Source organism: Nocardia blacklockiae, assembly GCF_015477355.1.
Lineage (GTDB): Bacteria > Actinomycetota > Actinomycetes > Mycobacteriales > Mycobacteriaceae > Nocardia > Nocardia blacklockiae.
Window position 1 is genome coordinate 349,469 of record NZ_JADLRJ010000004.1, and the last position, 17,951, is coordinate 367,419.

The following is a 17,951-nucleotide window of genomic DNA, read 5'->3' on the forward strand; positions in this document are numbered from 1 at the left end:
CCCCGTAATCTGTTGATCATGGGTGAGCCGCAGCCGATTCTCGATCCGCTCACGCGAGCCGCGATCTTCCTCGTCGCCACCGTCGACGAGGGCGGCGAGCCCGCGGTGCGAGACCTGCTCGCCGAGTTGTCCGGGCTGCGGCGTTCGGTCGGCTTCCGGGTGCCCGGCGGCGAACTCAGCTGCTGCGCCGGCATCGGCTCCGCGGCGTGGGACCGCCTCTACTCCGGCCCCAGACCGGCCGAGCTGCACGAGTTCCCGGGCTACTTCGGCCCGCGTCACCAGGCCCCGGCCACCCCCGGCGATCTGCTCTTCCACATCCGCGCCGAGTCCATGGACGCGTGTTTCGAGCTGGCGATGGTCATCGGCGAGCGGCTGCGCGGCGCGGCCACCATCGTCGACGAGACGGTCGGCTTCCGCTATTTCGAGCAGCGCGACCTGCTGGGCTTCGTCGACGGCACGGAGAATCCGGAGGGCCGCGACGCGGAGGCCACCGCCCTTGTCGGCGCCGAGGATCCGGAGTTCGCGGGCGGCAGCTACGTGATCGTGCAGAAATACACCCACGATCTGGACGCGTGGAACACCCTGTCGGTGGAAGAACAGGAACGTGTCATCGGCCGCACCAAACAACGCGACATCGAACTGTCGGATGCGGAGAAGCCGCTGGATTCGCACGTCGCGGTCAACACCGTCTACGACCCGGACGGCACCCAGCGCCAGGTCCTGCGCGCCAACATGCCGTTCGGCAGCGTGCGGGCGGGCGAGTTCGGCACGTACTACATCGCCTACGCCGCCACCCCCAGCGTCACCGAGCGCATGCTGGAGCGCATGTTCCTCGGCAGCGACGAGGCCGCCTACGACCGCATCCTGGATTTCTCCACCGCGGTCACCGGCACCTTGTTCTTCACCCCCGCCACCGAGTTCTTGGAAAACCCGCCGGACCCGCCCGCGGCGCGGGCCGCGGCGGGCGACGACGTGGAACTGTCCGCCGCCGCGCCCGTCGCGGCCGGCTCCCTCGGTATCGGCACGTTGAAAAGGAGTAAGGCATGAACAACCTGCACCGCGAACTCGCGCCGATCACCGACGAGGCCTGGTCGGCGATCGAGGAGGAGGCCACCCGCACCTTCAAGCGGCACATCGCCGGTCGGCGCGTGGTGGATCTGTCCGGGCCGCACGGCACCGACTACTCCGCGGTCGGGCTGGGCCGCACCACCGCCATCAGCGCGCCCGACGAGGGCGTGCTGGCGCGGCAGCGGCTGGTCGCGCCGCTGGTCGAGCTGCGGGTGCCGTTCACGCTGCGCCGCGAGGAACTCGACAATGTCGAGCGCGGTGCCCAGGACACGGACCTGGACCCGGTCAAGGACGCGGCCCGCAAGATCGCCTTCGCCGAGGACCGGGCCATCTTCGAGGGCTACCCGGCCGCCAACATCACCGGCATCCGCGCCGCCTCGTCCAACGAGCCGGTCGCGCTGCCGGCGGATCCGCGCCTGGTGCCCGAGGCCATCGCGCAGGCGCTGAGCGAACTGCGGCTGGCCGGTGTGGACGGCCCGTACTCGGTGCTGCTGAGCGCCGACCTCTACACGCAGGTCAGCGAGACCTCCGACCACGGCCACCCGATCCGCACCCACATCGAGCGCCTGATCCCGGAGGGCGAGATCATCTGGGCCCCCGCCATCGACGGCGCCTTCGTCCTCACCACCCGCGGCGGCGACTTCGATCTCCAACTGGGCCAGGACGTCTCGATCGGCTACCAGTCGCACGACGCCGAGGCCGTCCAGCTGTACTTCCAACAGAGCCTGACGTTCCTGGTGTACACCGCGGAAGCGGCAGTCGCGCTGCGTTCCTGATCGCCGCCCCTATCTCGCTGCCCGGGGGACCGGTACCGTGGGCTCGCGAAGCTAGGAGGGTCGATGACTGCGGTGCGTGCGGGTGTGGTGTCGGGGCGGCGGTCGCTGGTGTACAGCGTGTTGGGTGTGCTCACCACGGTGGGGGTCTGCGCCGGGGTCGTGGGTGTGTTCGGGGTGAACCGGGTGTTCACCGGACTGCTGGCGGGGGCGGTCGTAGCGATCGCGCTGCTGGTGCGGCTGTTCGGGCGCGATGCTGTGGTGCTGACCGACCAGGCGATCTACCTGCGGACGCCGCTGCACGAGTCCAGCATCGAGTGGGATCGGGTGGTGGCGGGGCGGTTCGCGCTGGACGAGCGGGCGCGCTGGTCGCTCGCGCTGGATCTGACCGCGGGCGACGAACCGCACCGCGAACTGGTCCTGCTGAGCATCCCGCCGGTGGTGCGCCCGGTCTCCAACGCCTACGAGGACCGCAAGCGCGAGCAGGTCGCCGAGGTGCGGAAGATGCTGCGGCACAAGCGCGTTCCGGTGACGGTGCTGCCGGAGATCGCGGCGTCGCTGCACGAGCACTGGAAGCTCGCGCCGCCGGTCCGGTGATCTACGCTGGGTCCCGGCACGATCCGGGACGGGCGAGAGGCGGGTTCGGTGCAGGCGGGCTTCATGATTCGCACGGCGGCCGTGGCGCACGTCCGCGAGCGCAGACTGTTGCAGGCGCGGTCGGCGGGCAAGGACGTCTTCTACATGGCGGGCGGGAAGATCGATCCCGGCGAGACACCTGTCGAAGCACTACACCGCGAGGTGCGGGAGGAACTCGGCGTCGGCGTGGCCGCCTATCGCGAACTCGGCGTCTTCGAATGCGAGGCGTACGGCCACGCACCCGGCACCGCCCTGCACATGACCTGTTTCACCGCCGAACTGACCGGCGACCCCCAGCCCACCAGTGAGATAGCCGAACTCCGCTACTTCACCGCCGGTGAGTACGCCGCCATGCCCCACGTCGCCCCGGGCTCGATGCTGGTCTTCCGCCGCCTACACGAGCTGGACCTCATCGACTGGTAGGCCCCACCCGGCCCTACTCCTCATCCACTTCGGCTGCGGTATCGGCAGATTCGCTGGAAGCCGATGTGTCGCGGGCGGGGATCTTCAGGGCGGCGAGGAGGCCGAGGAGCAGGACCAGGGCGGAGGCGAACAGGGACCAGCGGGTGGCGTCGGCGAAGCCGCGGGCGAGAACGTCGACGACGGCGTGGGTGCCCTCGTGGCCGCGCAGCACCGCGACCGCGTCCCCCGCCGAATCCCGGGTGGCCCCGGCGACCTCGTCGACGGCCCGGGGCGGCAGGCCCGGCAATTCACCCAAGCGTCCGGGCAGGATGCGGCCCAGCGCGATCGACAGCACCCCGCCGAGCACCGCGGCGCCGAGCGCGCCGCCGACGAGGCGGACCGTGGCGTGCACGGCGGCCCCCTCCTCGACGGCGTCGGCGGGCAGGTCGGCAAGCACGGTCGCCGCGAGTCGGGTCGCCGCGAGCCCCAGCCCGATGCCGTAGCAGGCCAGCAGGAATCCGAGCAGCCACGGCGAGACGTCGGGCGAGACGCACAGGGCCGTCACCGCCATCGCCACCGCCGCGATCGCCAGCCCCGCCCGCACGATCCACACCGGCGCGACCGAGCGGGCCAGCCAGCCGGTGCCGAGCGCCGCCGCCAGCGCGCCGAGCGCCGCCACCGCGAGCACCACACCGCTATCGAGCGTGGACAGGTCCAGCACGTTCACCAGATACAGCGGAAGCACGAACAGCAGTCCGAAGACACTGGTCGTCAGCGCGAGCGCGGCCAGTCCACCCCAGCGGAAGCCGGGCCGCGCGAACAACGAAAGATCCAGCAGCACAGCGTGTTCCACTCGCACCCGATGCCGCTCCCAGAGCAGGAACAACACCAGCAGCGCCACCCCGAGCAGCAACAGCAGCGGAATCGGCGAACTCGCCGCCCGCGTCGACCAGGTCAGCCCGAAGAAACCGAAGTCGCGCACCGGTTTTCCCCAGCCGTAGGTCTGTCCCTCGATCAGCGCGAACACCACGAGCGCGAAACCCGCTGCGCTGAGCAGCAATCCGTCGACATCCAGCCCCTGTGCCCGGGCGCGCGGCCCGGCGTCCGGCACGGACAGCAGCAACCCGGCGAGCACCACCACCCCGAACACGACATCCACCAGGAAGATCCACGGCCAGGTGAAGCTGCTGCTCAGCCACCCGCCGAGCAGCGCACCGGCGACCGCCGCCACGAACACGAGCGCCCCCGACCAGGCGAACGCGACCGCCCGATCGCGCCCGCGAGCCGCGGCGCGCACCGTCGCCAGCGAACCGGGCAGTACCGCCGCGCCCCCGGCGCCCTGCACCAGACGCCCCCAGATCAGCGTCGACGGATCGTCGGCCGACGCGGCCAGCACGCTGCCGAGCAGGAACAGCACCACCCCGGCCAGCAGTACCCCGCGCCGCCCGAGCCGATCGCCCAGCCGCCAGGCGGTGACCAGCAGGACGGCCGACACCAGCGCGTACACGGTGGTCACCCACTGCGCCTGGGTGAAGCTCAGGCGCAGGTCCCGGATGATCGCGGGCAGCGCGACGCCGACCAGGGCGCCGTCCAGGCTCACCAGGCACAAGCCCAGTGCCGCCGCGAGCAGCGTGAACCGGTCCCGGCCCGGTCGCACGGGCGAATCGAGCTCCACGTCCGTCATGCGCATCTCCCGTCGAGTGGGAACGCCGTCGAAGAACCTCGTGCTCGTCACAGTCTACGAGTGGGTTGCCCAGAATTCGCCTGCGGACTCAGGAGGTGGCGATGCGCTCCAGCAGATCCTCGGCGGCGGACCGGACGGCTTCCCGGTCACCCGACCAGCCGAGCAGGTGCAGCGTGGCCTCCGGAATCAGCCGCTCGGCGTAGTCCGGCGCGGCACCTTCGTCGGAGCGGACGTTGATCGCGCTCTCCACCAGCCGGAAGGGCAGCACCTGCACCCCGGCCACGGGCGAGGCGCCGGTCTCGGCGATCACCTCGTCCGCGAGTTGCTCGTAACGACCGCGCAGCTCCTCGCGGCGCAGCCGGAATGCCGCGAACCGCTCCGAGCGCAACTCCGGCAGCAGATACAGGGCGCCCAGATTCCAACGGGCCGAACACAATTGACGCACGTCGAACCACGCCAGCGCGTACAGCCGCACCGACGCGGTTTCCGGCCGATCGCCCAGCGCAGACGCCAATTCCAATGGGCCGGTGACGGTTTCGTCGAGCAGCGCGTCGAGGATGTCGTCCTTGGCGGCGAAGTGGTGGTAGAGGGAGGCCTGCCGGATGCCCACCGCGTCGGCGATGCCGCGGGTCGAGGTGCTGGCATAACCCTTGGTGGTGAACAGTTCCGCGGCGGCGTCGAGGATCTCGGCGCGCGGCGTGTGCCCCTGGCGACGTCGCGGCTCGAGGCGCGGCCGGCCGGGTCCGAGTTGCGTCACCGTTCCATTCTGGCCTATCGCCGCGCCCCGACCTCCCGCACACGGGCGGCCGTGAGATTTCTGTCATTCGACAGAAACGTGGGCAACGCAGAAGTTACGCGGCGGCGGCCGACCGATACATCGGCGTCACCACCGCACCGGCCCTCCTTGGAAAACTTTCAGGCGATAGATATTGGCCACGACGCCGAAGGACTCCAGCCATGGCCACACTCACCTCCGCCTCGACCGACAGCGCCGACCTCGAACGATTCGGCTACGAACCGGTCCTGCACCGCAAGCTCGGCCGCTACGCCTCGTTCGCGGCCGGGTTCTCCTTCGTCTCCATTCTCACCACCATCTTCCAGTTCTTCGGCTTCGGGTACGGGTTCGGGGGCGGTGCCTTCTTCTGGACCTGGCCGATCGTGTTCGCCGGGCAGTTCCTGGTGGCGCTGAACTTCGCCGAACTGGCGGCCCGCTACCCGATCTCGGGGTGCCTCTACCAGTGGTCGCGGCGGCTGGCCGGGGAGGTGGTGGGCTGGTTCGCGGGCTGGATGATGATCATCGCGCAGATCGTCACCGCCGCGGCGGCCGCGATCGCCCTGCAGGTGGTGCTGCCTTCGATCTGGAGCGGCTTCCAGATCATCGGCGACGACACCGCGCTGACCTCCCGCTCCGGTGCGATGAACGCGGTGCTGCTGGGCAGTGTGCTGCTGGCGCTGACGACCCTGGTGAACGTGGTCGGCATCGAGTTGATGGCGCGGCTGAACACCATCGGCGTCACGGTCGAGATCGTCGGCGTGCTCGCGACGATCGCGCTGTTCTTCTCGCATGCCGAGCGGGGGCCGGGCGTCGTCCTCGACACCGCGACCGCGGCGCCGGGGCCGTACTGGGCGGCGTTCCTGGTGTCCGGGTTGATGGCCGCCTATGTGATGGTCGGATTCGATTCCGCCGGTGAGCTTTCCGAGGAGACCAAGGATCCGCGCCGGGTCGCGCCGCGCACCATCCTCACCGCGCTGGCCGTCTCGGCGCTCGGCGGCGGGCTGATGCTGCTGGGCGCGCTGATGGCCGCGCCGAGCCTCGACGACGGCGCGCTGGCGACCGACGGCCTGGCCTACGTGATCTCGGCGAAGCTGACCACGCCGGCGGGCAAGGTGCTGCTGGCCTGCGTGGCGGTGGCGATCACGGTGTGCACGCTGGCCATTCAGACCGCGGGTTCGCGGCTGATGTTCTCCATGGCCCGCGACGGCAAGCTGCCGTTCGCGCGGCGGCTGGCCGCGGTGCATCCCCGCTTCGGCACCCCGGTGCTGCCGTCGGTGGTCATCGGGGTAGCCGGAATCGCGCTGCTGGTGGTCAATCTGGGCAACGCGGCGATGTTCGCGACCCTGGCCAGCGTCTGCATCGTGATGCTCTACCTGGCCTACCTCCTGGTGACGGTGCCATTGCTGTGGCGGCGGATCACCGGCTGGACCGACGCCGCGCCGGTACCTGACGGGCTGTTCACCTTGGGGCGCTTCGGGATTCCGGTGAACGCGGTGGCGGTCGGCTGGGGCCTCGCGATGGTGGTCAACCTCGCCTGGCCGCGCTCGGAGGTGTACACCCCGTCCGGTGGCGGCTGGTGGATGCTCTGGGCCGCACCGCTTTTCGTCGCCCTGGCAGTGGTCGTGGGTGCGGTGGTGCATCAGGTCGTCGTCGCGGCCCCGGCCCGCCGCGCGGTCCCCGCGCCCCAACCGGCCTGACCCGCAACCGCGACGGATTCGTATCCGGTGGCGGAACCGCACGCACTTGTTTCACCACGACGTTCTTCGAGGAAGGAGTGAGCGATGACCAGTACGGCGTCGACCACGGGGGCGCGAGACCACGCCCGCGCCCAAGCGGCGGAGGCCGCGATCGCGGGACCGCGGCTACCCGAAGGTGTTTCGGCAGAGCGGATCACCTTCGCCCAGCGCGTGCCGGGTGGTGGCTACGCGAATGTGGTGCTGGGGCGCGGGACTCGGGTCCGGCTCGGGGATCCGGGTGGGGCGGCGTGCGCGCACGTGCTGCTGTTCCGGGCCGAATCGCCGTGGGAGCGGCTGAATGTCGCGGACACGGTGAAGGTGCCGTGGCAGGCGTATCTCGGGGAGGGCCATCCGCTGCTGTCGGATCAGGGACGGGTGCTGGCCACCGTCGTCGCGGACTCCTCGGGTCGGCACGATGCGCTGTGCGGGCCGAGCGACGCGGCGCGGCAGGCATTGCGGCTGGCCGGGGCGAAACACGGTCTCGCGCCGCGGGATATCGGGCCGTCGGTGTCGTTCTTCCGGGGCGTGCGGGTCGGGGCGGACGGCAGCCTGGCGTCGACCGGCGGGGCGGGCGCCGGTGCGGCGGTGGAGCTGCTGGTGCACCTGCCGGTGACCCTGCTGGTCGCCAACGCCGCGCATCCGCTGGATCCCACGCCGCCGACCGATCTCGACGTGGTCGCGTGGTCGTCCGCCGAAGACCTTGCGCGTCAGCACAATACGGACCCGGAGTACCTGCGGGCCGTCGAGAACACCGAACAGGCGTGGAACGCCGCACGCACCCTGGAGGCGCTGTCATGACGACCCTCGACCGCACCGTCGTGCTGGACCAGACCGTCCCCGCCCGCGCGCCGTGGTCGGCGGTGGTGCGGGCCGGTGAGCAGCTGGAGATCATCGATCTGCACGGCAATCAGGCCGTGGACTGCCTGCTGTACTCCGCCGCCGACCACGCCGAGCGCTACAGCGCCCAGGCCACCGTGACCGCCCAGCGCAATATCTTCCTGACCACGGGCAGCGTCTTGCGCACCGACGCGGGCACGCCGCTCATGACGGTGGTCGCCGATGAGGTGGGCAACCACGACACCGTGGCGGGCGCGTGCTCGCAGGAGTCCAATACGCTGCGCTACGGCCACCACACCCGGCACCAGCACGCGTGCGTGGAGAATTTCCTCACCGAGGCACTGCGGTGGGGCCTGGGCAAGCGGGATCTGGTGTCGAACATCAACTGGTTCATGAACGTTCCGGTCGAGGCCGACGGCACCCTCGGCATCGTGGACGGCCGGTCGGCCCCCGGCAAGAAGGTCACGCTCCGCGCCGAGATCGACACCCTCGTGCTGGTGTCGAACTGCCCGCAGATCAACAACCCGTGCAACGGCTTCGATCCGACGCCGGTGCGCATGGTCGTGACGCGATGAGCGCGCCCGCTGATCACGAATCAGCCGCTCGCGCAACGGGTCCCGAGAACAGCGGTCCGAAGTTCGAGGTGATCCGGCCCGGAATGATGACGACGGTGCAGGATTGGCCCGGCCGCGTCGGGTACTGGCACGTGGGGGTGCCCCCGTCGGGTCCCATGGACGATCTGTCGTTCCGGCTGGGCAACCGAGCCGTCGGCAATGCCGAAGGGGCGCCGGGGCTGGAGTGCACGCTGGCCGGGCCCGCGTTGCGGTTCTCCGAGAAGGTCGCGGTGTGCGTCACCGGTGCGCCGGTGCGGGTGACCGTCGACGGCGTTCCGGTCGCCCAGTGGCGGACGGTCGAGATCCCCGCCGGTGGCGTGCTCGACGTGGGCATGATCGCGGGCCCGGGGATGCGGTGCTACATCCTCTTCGCTGGGGGCATCGACGTGCCCGAATACCTCGGCAGCGCGGCGACTTTCACGCTCGGCCGCTTCGGCGGCGACAGCGGTAGCGCCCTGTGCGCCGGTGACGTGCTCGCAGTCGGCGCGACACGTGGCCGGTCGACTACTGCCGTACCCACCGACGAGCAGCCGGTCTTCACCCGTCACTGGCAGCTCGCGGTCACCGAGGGCCCGCACGGAGCGCCGGAATTCTTCACGCGCGACGACTTCGAGACCATTCTCGGCACCGATTACGAGGTGCACTTCAACTCCGATCGGACCGGCGTGCGACTGATCGGGCCGAAGCCGCAGTGGGCGCGCGCGGATGGCGGCGAGGCCGGGTTGCATCCGTCGAACATCCACGACAACGCGTATTCCGTAGGGGCACTGGACTTCACCGGCGACACCCCGATCCTGCTCGGTCCCGACGGGCCGAGTCTGGGCGGTTTCGTCTGCCCGGTCACCGTCACCGCCGCCGACCGCTGGAAGCTGGGGCAGCTGACACCGGGTGACACGGTGCGATTCGTCGCGGTTCGCGCCGACCGGGCCGCCGCGGCGAGCGCATTGGGTCCCGCCCGGCGCGCGGGCTGGCCGTTCGTCCTGTCCAGCGGGGGCGACGGCGACGACGGGGTGCTGGCGCGCGCCGAATCCGACGACGCGGCCGTCACCTACCGCCGCGCCGGGGACGACGGCGTGCTCGTCGAATACGGCGAGATGACACTGGATCTCGGCCTGCGGGCGCGCGTACACGCCCTGCACCAGCACCTGCTCCACCGAGGCGAACCCGGGATCACCGAACTCACGCCCGGCGTGCGGTCGCTGCAGGTGCGCGTCGACCCGGACCGGCTGTCCACGGCGAAGCTGCTGGAACTGCTGGCCGAGGCCGAATCGGCGCTGCCGCCGGCCGACGACCTGGTGGTACCCAGCCGCACCGTGCACCTGCCGCTGTCGTGGGACGATCCCGCCACCCGCGAAGCCATCACGCGCTACATGCACGGTGTGCGCGCGGACGCCCCGTGGTGCCCGTGGAACATCGAGTTCATCCGCAGAATGAACGGCCTCGCGGACGTGCAAGCGGTCTACGACACCGTGTTCGCGGCCGAATACCTGGTGCTCGGCCTGGGTGACGTGTACCTCGGCGCACCCGTCGCCACCCCCACCGACCCGCGCCACCGCCTGGTCACCACCAAATACAACCCGGCCCGCACGTGGACACCGGAGAACGCCGTCGGCATCGGCGGGGCCTACCTGTGTATCTACGGGATGGAGGGCCCGGGCGGATACCAGTTCGTCGGACGGACCACCCAGGTCTGGAACCACCGAACACCCGCCACCGCAACGACTTCCGCCCACGCCGCGCCATCCGCCGCCGACGAACACCCCTGGCTCCTGCGGTACTTCGACCGGATCCGCTGGTACCCGGTCGCGGCGGACGAATTACTCGCGCTACGAGCGGATTTCGCGGCGGGCCGAGGCGAACTCCGCACCGAGGACGGCGAATTCCGGCTGGCCGACCACCGGCGCTTCCTCACCGACAACGCCGAATCCATCGCCGACTTCCGCCGACGACAGTCCGAAGCCTTCACCGCCGAGCGCGACTCCTGGCGGACCACAGGCGAACTGGCCGACGCGCGAGCATGAGTCGGGCTCTCATCTAACGGGGCAGTACACAGCACGCAGGGCGGCGAAGGCGCTCGCCATGCCGCTGAACGCATCGAGAAACGGCCGCGGGCCGGGAAAGTTGGCGCATGACTGTATGGATTCATCGGCGGCCCGAGGCGGAGGTCACGGCCGAGGTCGCGGCGGCGGCCGGGCCGCTGGCCGGGCTGCGGCTGGCGGTGAAGGACAACGTCGACGTGGCGGGTGTGCCCACCACCGCGGCCTGTCCGGAGTACGCCTACGTCCCGCCGGCGGACGCGGCGGCGGTGGCGGCGTTGCGGGCGGCCGGTGCGGTGGTGGTCGGGAAGACCAATCTCGACCAGTTCGCCACCGGACTCGTCGGCACCCGCTCCCCGTACGGTGCGGTGCGCAACGCGCTGCGGCCGGATCATGTCTCCGGCGGCTCGAGTTCGGGGTCGGCGGCGGCCGTGGCGCTCGGCGAGGCGGATATCGCGATCGGCACCGACACCGCCGGGTCGGGCCGGGTGCCCGCCGCGTTCCACGGTCTCGTCGGGATCAAACCGACTGTCGGCGTGGTCGATACGGCCGGTGTCGTGCCCGCCTGTCGTTCGTACGACTGCGTCACTCTCTTCGCGGCCGATCTGGAGACGGCGAACCGGGCCATGGCGGTCATGGCGTCGGGTGCGCCCGACCGGGCCTGGCCGTCGGACGTCCGCCTGGCCGCGCCGCCGAATCCGGTTGTAGCCGTGTTCGATTCGCTCGATGCCTTGGATCCCCTGTGGCAGGCGGCGTTCGACCGTACCGTCGCGGGCCTGCGGGAGCGCGGCGTGCGCATCGTGACGGTCGATCCGGAGCCGTTCCTGGCCGCCGCGCGGCTGCTCTACGACGGCGCGCTGGTCGCCGAAAGATACGCGGCCGTAGGCGAATTCGTCGACACGCATCCCGACGCCGTCGACCCGACCGTCGGCGCGATCATCGGCAACGCCCGCGACATCCCCGCGCACCGGCTGGTCTCCGATCTCGCCGAGTTGCAGCGGCTGCGCGCCCTCGCCATGGACAGCCTGCGCGGCGCCGATGCCCTGCTCGCGCCCACCGCGCCGATCCATCCGACCCTCGCGGAGGTGGCGGCCGATCCGGTCGGGGTGAACTCGCGAGTCGGCACCTACACGAACTTCTGCAATCTGTTCGACCTGTGCGCGGTCGCGGTACCGGCCGGAACCGCCGGACCGGCGCAGTTCGGGGTGACCGTGTTCGGTCGTGCCTTCGAGGACGCCGTAGCCCTGGACATCGCCGCTCTCATCGCGGAAAAGCTTGACTCACAACCGCTTTCGGCATGGCCCCTGCAGATTGCGCCGACGCGGGAGCTGGTCGTGTTCGGCGCGCACCTGCGCGGGCAGCCACTCGAGCATCAGCTCACCGACCTCGGTGCGCGCTGGGCCGGCACCGTGCGCACGGCACCGGCGTACCGGCTCGGCCTCCTCGACACGACTCCGCCGAAACCCGCCGTCAGCAGGTGTCCAGACAGTGCGGCGGGTGTCGCCGTGGCCGGTGAGCGCTGGCTGCTCTCCCCCGCCGCGCTCGGCCGCTTCCTGGGCGCGCTGCCCGCCCCGATGCAGCTGGGATCGGTCGAACTCGACGACGGCACGTGGGTCACGGGCTTCGGGTGCGACGCCGCCGCCGTGGCCGCCGCCGAGGACATCAGCGAATACGGCGGCTGGCGTGCGGCTCTCGCGGCAGGTGTGGTCTGAGTCGACGCTAGGGCAGCCGCGGCCCCGCCGCCGCGCTCGCCCGCAATCCGTTCGCCCACAGATCCTCGGCGATGTCGAGGCCCAGCCGGACGCCGCCGACATGCTGCGACAGGTCCATCCGTCCGGCGGCGTCGACGGCGAAAGCGTCGAAAATCCAATGGACGCCGAGGAATACCCGGCTGCGGCCGTTCTCCTCGATCATCTGCCACAGCCCGCCGGGGAAGGTGCGGGCGTGCCGGGGACGCCGTACGCCGTGCTCGTCGACGCTGGTGCCGTCCAATTCGTCGGAGACGAAGGCGATTCCGTCCGTGAGGGGGTCGGGACCGTCGGTGCCGACACCGCAGAAACGGCGGGTGAGTTGCAGCGCGGCCGCGCCGAGCGTCGCATGTCCCGACGGGTACGCGGGATACGCCGGGGTGAACGGCGCGGCACCGGGATGGTTGGTGGGCGCGGCCCCACGCGGCAACCAGAACGGATCGCAGTGCGCCTGTAAGTCTTGCGCCGCAACACCTTCCGGACCCATCGACGGATCGTGCTCGCGGATGCCCAGCACCGGGCGCCACAGGTCGTGCCGGTACTTGTCGTCCCAGGCGAGGATGGCCGCGTCCGCCATGGCGGCATTGACCAGGGCGAACAGCCGGGCGTTCTGCGCGGGCGTGTGCTCGCGAACCGTCGTCACGGCGCGGACGATCGAGTTGTACCACCGGGGCGGCGTGCCGATCCGATGCGCACCGTCGTAACCCCAGAACGTGCCGACCAGCGTCTCCTCAGGAGTGCGCCGGGCGAGATCAGGCGGCAGCGTGCCGGTCAGCTCGGCGGCGATGCCTTTGCCGCGCACCTCGCGCAGAGCCTGTTCGTAGGCCGGGTCGGTCTGCTTGGGCGGGGCGTCGAGGGTGTGGCGGGTGGTCGCCGCGAAACACCTTGCGCGAGCGCCGTAGTGGGGCGCGTAATAGCCCTGCTCGGGATGCGCCGGGTCGGCGCGGTGCCGTCCGGGGCCGGGATCGGGGTGGTAGCCGGTGTCGTCGAGGTCCGGGTCGTCGGCGCGGGCGGCCAGCATCGCCTGACCGACGGCCAGCCCGTGGGCGCTGCCCGCCCCGGTGCCGGGGCCGCGCAGCCCGGCCTGCTGCAGGGCCGTGTCCAGGCGCGCGGTCTGCGCCGGATACAGGGCGGTGAGCACGGTGTGGGCGGCGACCGCTACGGCCGCGTCGGCGGAGGCGCCGGCCGGGGCCGACGGCGCAGTGGTCAGATACGTTCCGTGCGGTGCGGGCACGATGCCGAAATAGGCGTCGTGCATGGCGAGGTGGGTGAGCGCCAGGGCGCGCGAGCTGCCGACCGGTCCGCGCACGCCGCGCTCACCGTGCCGAGAGACGGTGTGCGCCAGCCGATCCGACTCCAGCGCGACATTGTTCCAATACAGGATCTGATCCACTTGTCTTCCTACTCGGGGGTCTGTCGCGGCACCGGCCCGCGGGGTGCGCTGCGACTCGACGGTGTGCCCTCCGAGTCGAGAATGCCCGGGTGCGGCCGGGAATACGGCAGTAGTCGACTACCCGAATCCAGGAAGTCACGCGACGAGGGTCCGAGTAGTGTCGTTCCGCGCGTGCGCTTTTCGCGTAGCTACCTACGCGGCGAAACGAAAAGCGCACGCGCGAAACGTCTTCGACGCCGTCAGCGCGGCTTCACCTCCGCGAGCAATTCCGGCCCGTGGGTATCGAGACGCCGCTCGGCGATCCGGGCCGTCAGCAGCGCCGCGCCACAACCCAGCGCCAGCCCGACCGGCAGTGCGCACCACTGGATCACGGCGCTGTGCAGGTATGCGCCCACGCCGAGGATCGCGAGCACGGGCAGGTTCACCAGCAACTGCCCGAAACCGACCGCGAGCTGCACCAATGCCCGTGCGCAGCCGGGATTTCCGCCGCCGCCCGCGAAGGGATTGCCGCGTTGCGGCGGCAGCGGATACGCCGCGTACACCGACAGGAAGATCGCGGTGCTCACGCCGACGCCGACGAACACGGGCATGGTCGACACCGCCCACGGATAGAACTCGGCATGCCCCAGCGCACCGGGCAGGATCAGGGTGAGCAGCAGCGCGAGCGGCGCGACCAGCACGGTCCACGCGAGCATCCGGCCGCGCACGTCGGCTCGGTTCGCGCCGGGCACCACCAAGGTGTGCCACAGCGCGGTGCCGTCGAAGGCGTACATGTTGGCGCTGGCCATCGCCGCCATCCACACCACGAACGTGCCCGTGAACGGCACCGGCACGCCCGTCCCCTGCAGCGACAGCATCACCGGCAGCACGATGCCGAGCAGCAGCAGCGGCAACAACGCCGCCCGCCGCCGACTGTCGCGCCACCACGTGCGCAGTTCCTTGACCACCACGGCCCCAACGGGATTCGCGGGGATCACGCGGTCGAGCACACCGCCGCCCGCCTGCGCCCGGACCGGCCCGGCGGGCGCGGCCGTGGTGGTGAGGCGGCGGCGCAGCAGTACCGCCCAGGCCTGCCCCAGCAGCACCGACAGCAGAGCGAGGCCGAGCAGGCACAGCGCCGACAGCGCCCACTGCCCGCCCGCCGCCGTCTCCACCGCATAAGGCGCCCAGCCCGACGGTGCTATCCGCAAGGCCAGCGCGAACGGCCGCGCGGCGTGCTCCAGTTTCGGGCCCACGGTGGTGACCAGCAGCTGCAGTGGGTAGTAGGCCAGGCCCACCAGCGCGGCCAGCAGCACACTCAGGTCGCGTCCGCGGCGCGAGCGCATGGCCGCGCCGATCCACGCCAGCACCACCCGCGACAGCACCACCACGAAGATCAGTTGCAGCACCGCGCCGAGCGCCGCGACCACAGCCGCCGCGATCCCGACCTGCGCGGCCAGCAACACCAGTCCGCCGAACGCGATCAGGTTGACCACGGCCGCCGGACCCGCGAAGGCCGCGGCGAGCAGGCCCACCGCCAGTTGCCGGTAGGTCAGCGGCAGCAACCGGAAATGCTCCGGCTGCAACGTCTCGTCGCTGCTGCCCGCGAGGATCGGGCCGCACAGCCAGCCCAGCGTCCAGACCGCGTAGAGGGCGGCGGCGACGTTGATCGCCGCGTCGAGTTCCCAGCTGTGCCCGGCCAGTGCGATGACCAGCGCGGTGAACGCGGCGGCCAGCACCCCGAACACGAGACCGATCCAGAACGCGACCGCGGCCTTGCCGCTGCTGAGCGAGCGGACCGTCAGCCGCCACCGCAGCCGGATCAGGACGCCAACCACGACAACCCCTCGTCGCCGCCGACGCGACCGCCGACCAGGCGCACGAACGCCTCCTCCAAAGTGCCGTCGCCGCGCACCTCGGCGACCGTGCCCGTGCTCACGACCCGGCCCTTGTCGATCACGGCGAGGCGGTCACACAGGTTCTCCACCAGCGCCATCACGTGGCTGGACAGCACCACCGAGCCGCCCGCGGCGACGAAGCGCCGCAGGATCGTGCGGATGGTGCCGGCCGACACCGGGTCGACGGCCTCGAACGGCTCGTCGAGCACCAGCAGTTTCGGCGCGTGCAGCAGGGCCGTGGCCAAGCCGATCTTCTTGCGCATGCCCGCGGAATAGTCGACCACCAAGGTGTTCTCGGCGTCGACGAGTTCCAGGACGGTGAGCAGCTCCTGCGCGCGCTCGGCCACCACAGCGGCGGGCATGCTGCGCAGAAGTCCTGTGTAGGTGAGCAATTCGCGTCCGGTCAGCCGCTCCGGCAGGGCCAGGCCGTCCGGCAGCACGCCCACGATCGTCTTGGCGCGCACCGGATCCGCCCACACGTCGTGCCCGAAGATGTGCGACCGACCCGCGTCCGGCCGCAACAGTCCCACCGCCATCGACAGTGTGGTCGTCTTCCCCGCGCCGTTCGGACCGACCAGCCCGAAGAACGACCCCGGCGGTACGGTCAGCCCCACCCCGTCCACCACCCAGGGTCCCTCGAACCGCTTGTACAACCCGGTCAGCTCGAGAGCTGGCGTATCCGGCTGCATGAATCCCCTTCCGGCGGACGCGGCGCATCCTCACCAGAGGGATCGTCGCACGCCCGTCGCGCGCAACGCCGCACGCCGACCGGATCCGCCGCCGGTGCCGACTCACGCCGCGATCGGCCGCGGATACGGACTGCGCATGGACAGGAAGCGGATTTCCAGATCCTCCCGCAGGTAGTCCATCCGCCGCTCCCAGAACGCGCGCATGTGCGGCAGCGCGAGATGCCGCTCGAGGTCTTCCTTCGACCGCCAGACCTCGTAGAACACGAAAGTGTCCGGATCCTCGGCATCCTCGTGGAAGTGGTACTCGAGCGCACCGTCCTCCGTGCGCGTCGGCGCGACGAACGACAGCAGCAACTCCCGCAGCTCCGCCGCCTTCTCCGGTTTGGGCCGCGCGAACCCGACCAGCGAGACCGGACCCGAGCCGGAAGGTACGAAAATATTCATACCTACGGACGGTAACTCCCCGAAAGGTACGATGCAACCCGTACCTAGAGAGGAGCGACCGGTGCCCGACAACGACGAGCCTTCCCCAGCGGAAATGAACCTCCCCACCATCCTCGCCGCCCTCGCCGACCGCCACCGCCTCACCGTCGTCCTCGCCCTACTCGCCGAACCCGAAGGCACAGAACGCCATTGCAGCTCCTTCGGCCTCCCCGTCTCCAAAGCCACCCGCACCCACCACTTCCGAGTCCTCCGCCAAGCCGGCCTCATCCACCAGGTAAACCGAGGCAACAGCAACATGGCCCAACTCCGCCTCCCCGCCCTCCGCACCCGCTTCCCCGCCCTCCTCGACCTCCTGAAAGCCGAACTCCACCCTTAACCCAATCCCACTGCTACGTAGAACGATTCAGTTCAGTTTTCAGCCATATGCGCGAAATCCTCGAGCGTGCACCTAGCGACGAGTGAGCTGCCCGCCACATCGGGTTAGCGCAGTAGCGTGGCCGGGTCGATGGTGAACTCGAAGGGTGAGTGCAGGGTGGTGGGTTCGCCTGCGGGGATTCGGTGCGTCAGGTCGTACTTGCCTTTCTCGCTGAGGACGTACGCGAACAGCACTGGAGTCGCTTCCCCAGGAAGGGCGCCTTCGAACGGGCCGACTTCGATGCGCCAGTAATTCGGGATGCCCGCTGCCGCGTAGAAGACCGGCTTGGAGAGACGGTCTTGTAGTGCCGTGCAGGCCGAGACGATTTCGACGGCCAAGACGACCTGTCGTACGGGGATGCCTCGGGCATCGATGTCTCGCTCGCCGACTCCGACGATCAGATCCGGAATGGGCTCGTCGTCATTGATCAATACGCCTACGCCGGGCAGTACCCATGAACCGTGCGGTGCGGCGTCGATCAGCGCGAGCAGGAGCCATTGCAGGGCCATTTGGTGTCTCGGCTCGGGTGCGGCGGTGACGATGAGCTGGCCGCCGAGCACTTCGTAGCGAAGTCCGTCTTCCGGGAAGCCGTCGAGGTCGCGGGCGGTCCAACGGCCTCCAGCGGTGGGACGCACGGCATTCGGATCGGACACCGGGAACACCACGGGACCCCTCCCATCTGCGACACCCTCATCTCCGAGTATTGCGCACCCGCGATATCGAGTGGGCAGCGCCGGAAACTACACGGGCCTTGCTTGCAGGCTATGTGGTGCGGTCGACATTCGGCCGGTGCAGGTGGCGGGCCGCCTGCACCGGCCGGATGG

17 protein-coding genes are annotated in these 17,951 nt (G+C 70.5%); 10 read left to right on the plus strand and 7 right to left on the minus strand.

The window, feature by feature from the left end; all coding sequences use genetic code 11:
• The first annotated feature begins 18 nt into the window (after positions 1–18).
• The 4 genes from IU476_RS14645 to IU476_RS14660 all read left to right on the plus strand — a co-directional run bounded on the left by IU476_RS14645 (position 19) and on the right by IU476_RS14660 (position 2,900).
• Positions 19–1,047 (plus strand): Dyp-type peroxidase, encoded by a 1,029-nt coding sequence (locus IU476_RS14645; protein ID WP_195100421.1) that lies wholly within the window; start codon positions 19–21, stop codon positions 1,045–1,047.
• A complete protein-coding gene (locus tag IU476_RS14650) occupies positions 1,044–1,844 on the plus strand; it encodes a family 1 encapsulin nanocompartment shell protein (RefSeq protein ID WP_195100422.1) in 801 nt (266 codons plus the stop codon). Before IU476_RS14645 ends, IU476_RS14650 begins: the two co-directional genes overlap by 4 nt.
• 63 nt (positions 1,845–1,907) lie before the next feature.
• Positions 1,908–2,438 (plus strand): hypothetical protein, encoded by a 531-nt coding sequence (locus IU476_RS14655; RefSeq protein ID WP_195100423.1) that lies wholly within the window; start codon positions 1,908–1,910, stop codon positions 2,436–2,438.
• A gap of 63 nt (positions 2,439–2,501) precedes the next feature.
• Positions 2,502–2,900, plus strand: coding sequence for an NUDIX hydrolase (locus tag IU476_RS14660; protein WP_195100424.1), 399 nt, complete (start codon positions 2,502–2,504; stop codon positions 2,898–2,900).
• Positions 2,901–2,913: 13 nt separating this feature from the next.
• Here IU476_RS14660 and IU476_RS14665 read toward each other — a convergent pair whose 3' ends face one another.
• Both IU476_RS14665 and IU476_RS14670 read right to left on the minus strand, forming a co-directional pair.
• Entirely contained in the window at positions 2,914–4,563 is a 1,650-nt protein-coding gene (locus IU476_RS14665) for an MFS transporter (protein ID WP_195100425.1), read from the minus strand.
• Positions 4,564–4,651: 88 nt separating this feature from the next.
• The gene (locus tag IU476_RS14670) at positions 4,652–5,320 is read right to left on the minus strand and encodes a TetR/AcrR family transcriptional regulator (protein ID WP_195100428.1); all 669 of its coding nucleotides are present in this window, start codon (positions 5,318–5,320) and stop codon (positions 4,652–4,654) included.
• Between the two features lie 200 nt (positions 5,321–5,520).
• Here IU476_RS14670 and IU476_RS14675 point away from each other — a divergent pair, with 200 nt between their 5' ends.
• The 5 genes from IU476_RS14675 to atzF all read left to right on the plus strand — a co-directional run bounded on the left by IU476_RS14675 (position 5,521) and on the right by atzF (position 12,273).
• Positions 5,521–7,035, plus strand: coding sequence for an amino acid permease (locus tag IU476_RS14675; RefSeq protein ID WP_195100431.1), 1,515 nt, complete (start codon positions 5,521–5,523; stop codon positions 7,033–7,035).
• 84 nt (positions 7,036–7,119) lie between these two features.
• The gene (locus tag IU476_RS14680) at positions 7,120–7,872 is read left to right on the plus strand and encodes a DUF1989 domain-containing protein (protein ID WP_195100434.1); all 753 of its coding nucleotides are present in this window, start codon (positions 7,120–7,122) and stop codon (positions 7,870–7,872) included.
• Positions 7,869–8,486: an urea amidolyase associated protein UAAP2 gene (locus IU476_RS14685; protein ID WP_195100436.1), complete on the plus strand. Its 618-nt coding sequence runs from the start codon at positions 7,869–7,871 to the stop codon at positions 8,484–8,486. Before IU476_RS14680 ends, IU476_RS14685 begins: the two co-directional genes overlap by 4 nt.
• 83 nt (positions 8,487–8,569) lie before the next feature.
• Positions 8,570–10,546 carry a 5-oxoprolinase/urea amidolyase family protein gene (locus tag IU476_RS14690; RefSeq protein WP_228823742.1) on the plus strand — a complete coding sequence of 659 codons (1,977 nt, stop codon included), beginning with the start codon at positions 8,570–8,572 and terminating at the stop codon, positions 10,544–10,546.
• Between the two features lie 107 nt (positions 10,547–10,653).
• Entirely contained in the window at positions 10,654–12,273 is a 1,620-nt protein-coding gene (atzF, locus tag IU476_RS14695) for an allophanate hydrolase (protein WP_195100441.1), read from the plus strand.
• 7 nt (positions 12,274–12,280) lie between these two features.
• Here atzF and IU476_RS14700 read toward each other — a convergent pair whose 3' ends face one another.
• The 4 genes from IU476_RS14700 to IU476_RS14715 all read right to left on the minus strand — a co-directional run bounded on the left by IU476_RS14700 (position 12,281) and on the right by IU476_RS14715 (position 16,712).
• A complete protein-coding gene (locus IU476_RS14700) occupies positions 12,281–13,702 on the minus strand; it encodes a vanadium-dependent haloperoxidase (protein ID WP_195100443.1) in 1,422 nt (473 codons plus the stop codon).
• A gap of 239 nt (positions 13,703–13,941) precedes the next feature.
• Positions 13,942–15,519 (minus strand): hypothetical protein, encoded by a 1,578-nt coding sequence (locus IU476_RS14705; RefSeq protein ID WP_195100444.1) that lies wholly within the window; start codon positions 15,517–15,519, stop codon positions 13,942–13,944.
• Entirely contained in the window at positions 15,504–16,268 is a 765-nt protein-coding gene (locus IU476_RS14710) for an ABC transporter ATP-binding protein (RefSeq protein WP_195100446.1), read from the minus strand. Before IU476_RS14710 ends, IU476_RS14705 begins: the two co-directional genes overlap by 16 nt.
• A gap of 102 nt (positions 16,269–16,370) precedes the next feature.
• Positions 16,371–16,712: a putative quinol monooxygenase gene (locus IU476_RS14715; RefSeq protein ID WP_195100447.1), complete on the minus strand. Its 342-nt coding sequence runs from the start codon at positions 16,710–16,712 to the stop codon at positions 16,371–16,373.
• Positions 16,713–16,773: 61 nt separating this feature from the next.
• Here IU476_RS14715 and IU476_RS14720 point away from each other — a divergent pair, with 61 nt between their 5' ends.
• Entirely contained in the window at positions 16,774–17,088 is a 315-nt protein-coding gene (locus tag IU476_RS14720) for an ArsR/SmtB family transcription factor (RefSeq protein ID WP_195100449.1), read from the plus strand.
• Between the two features lie 104 nt (positions 17,089–17,192).
• On the opposite strand, the gene IU476_RS14725 is transcribed toward IU476_RS14720, so the two are convergent.
• On the minus strand, positions 17,193–17,792 hold the full coding sequence (locus IU476_RS14725; protein WP_324194060.1) for a Uma2 family endonuclease: 600 nt from the start codon (positions 17,790–17,792) through the stop codon (positions 17,193–17,195).
• Between the last annotated feature and the right edge of the window lie 159 nt (positions 17,793–17,951).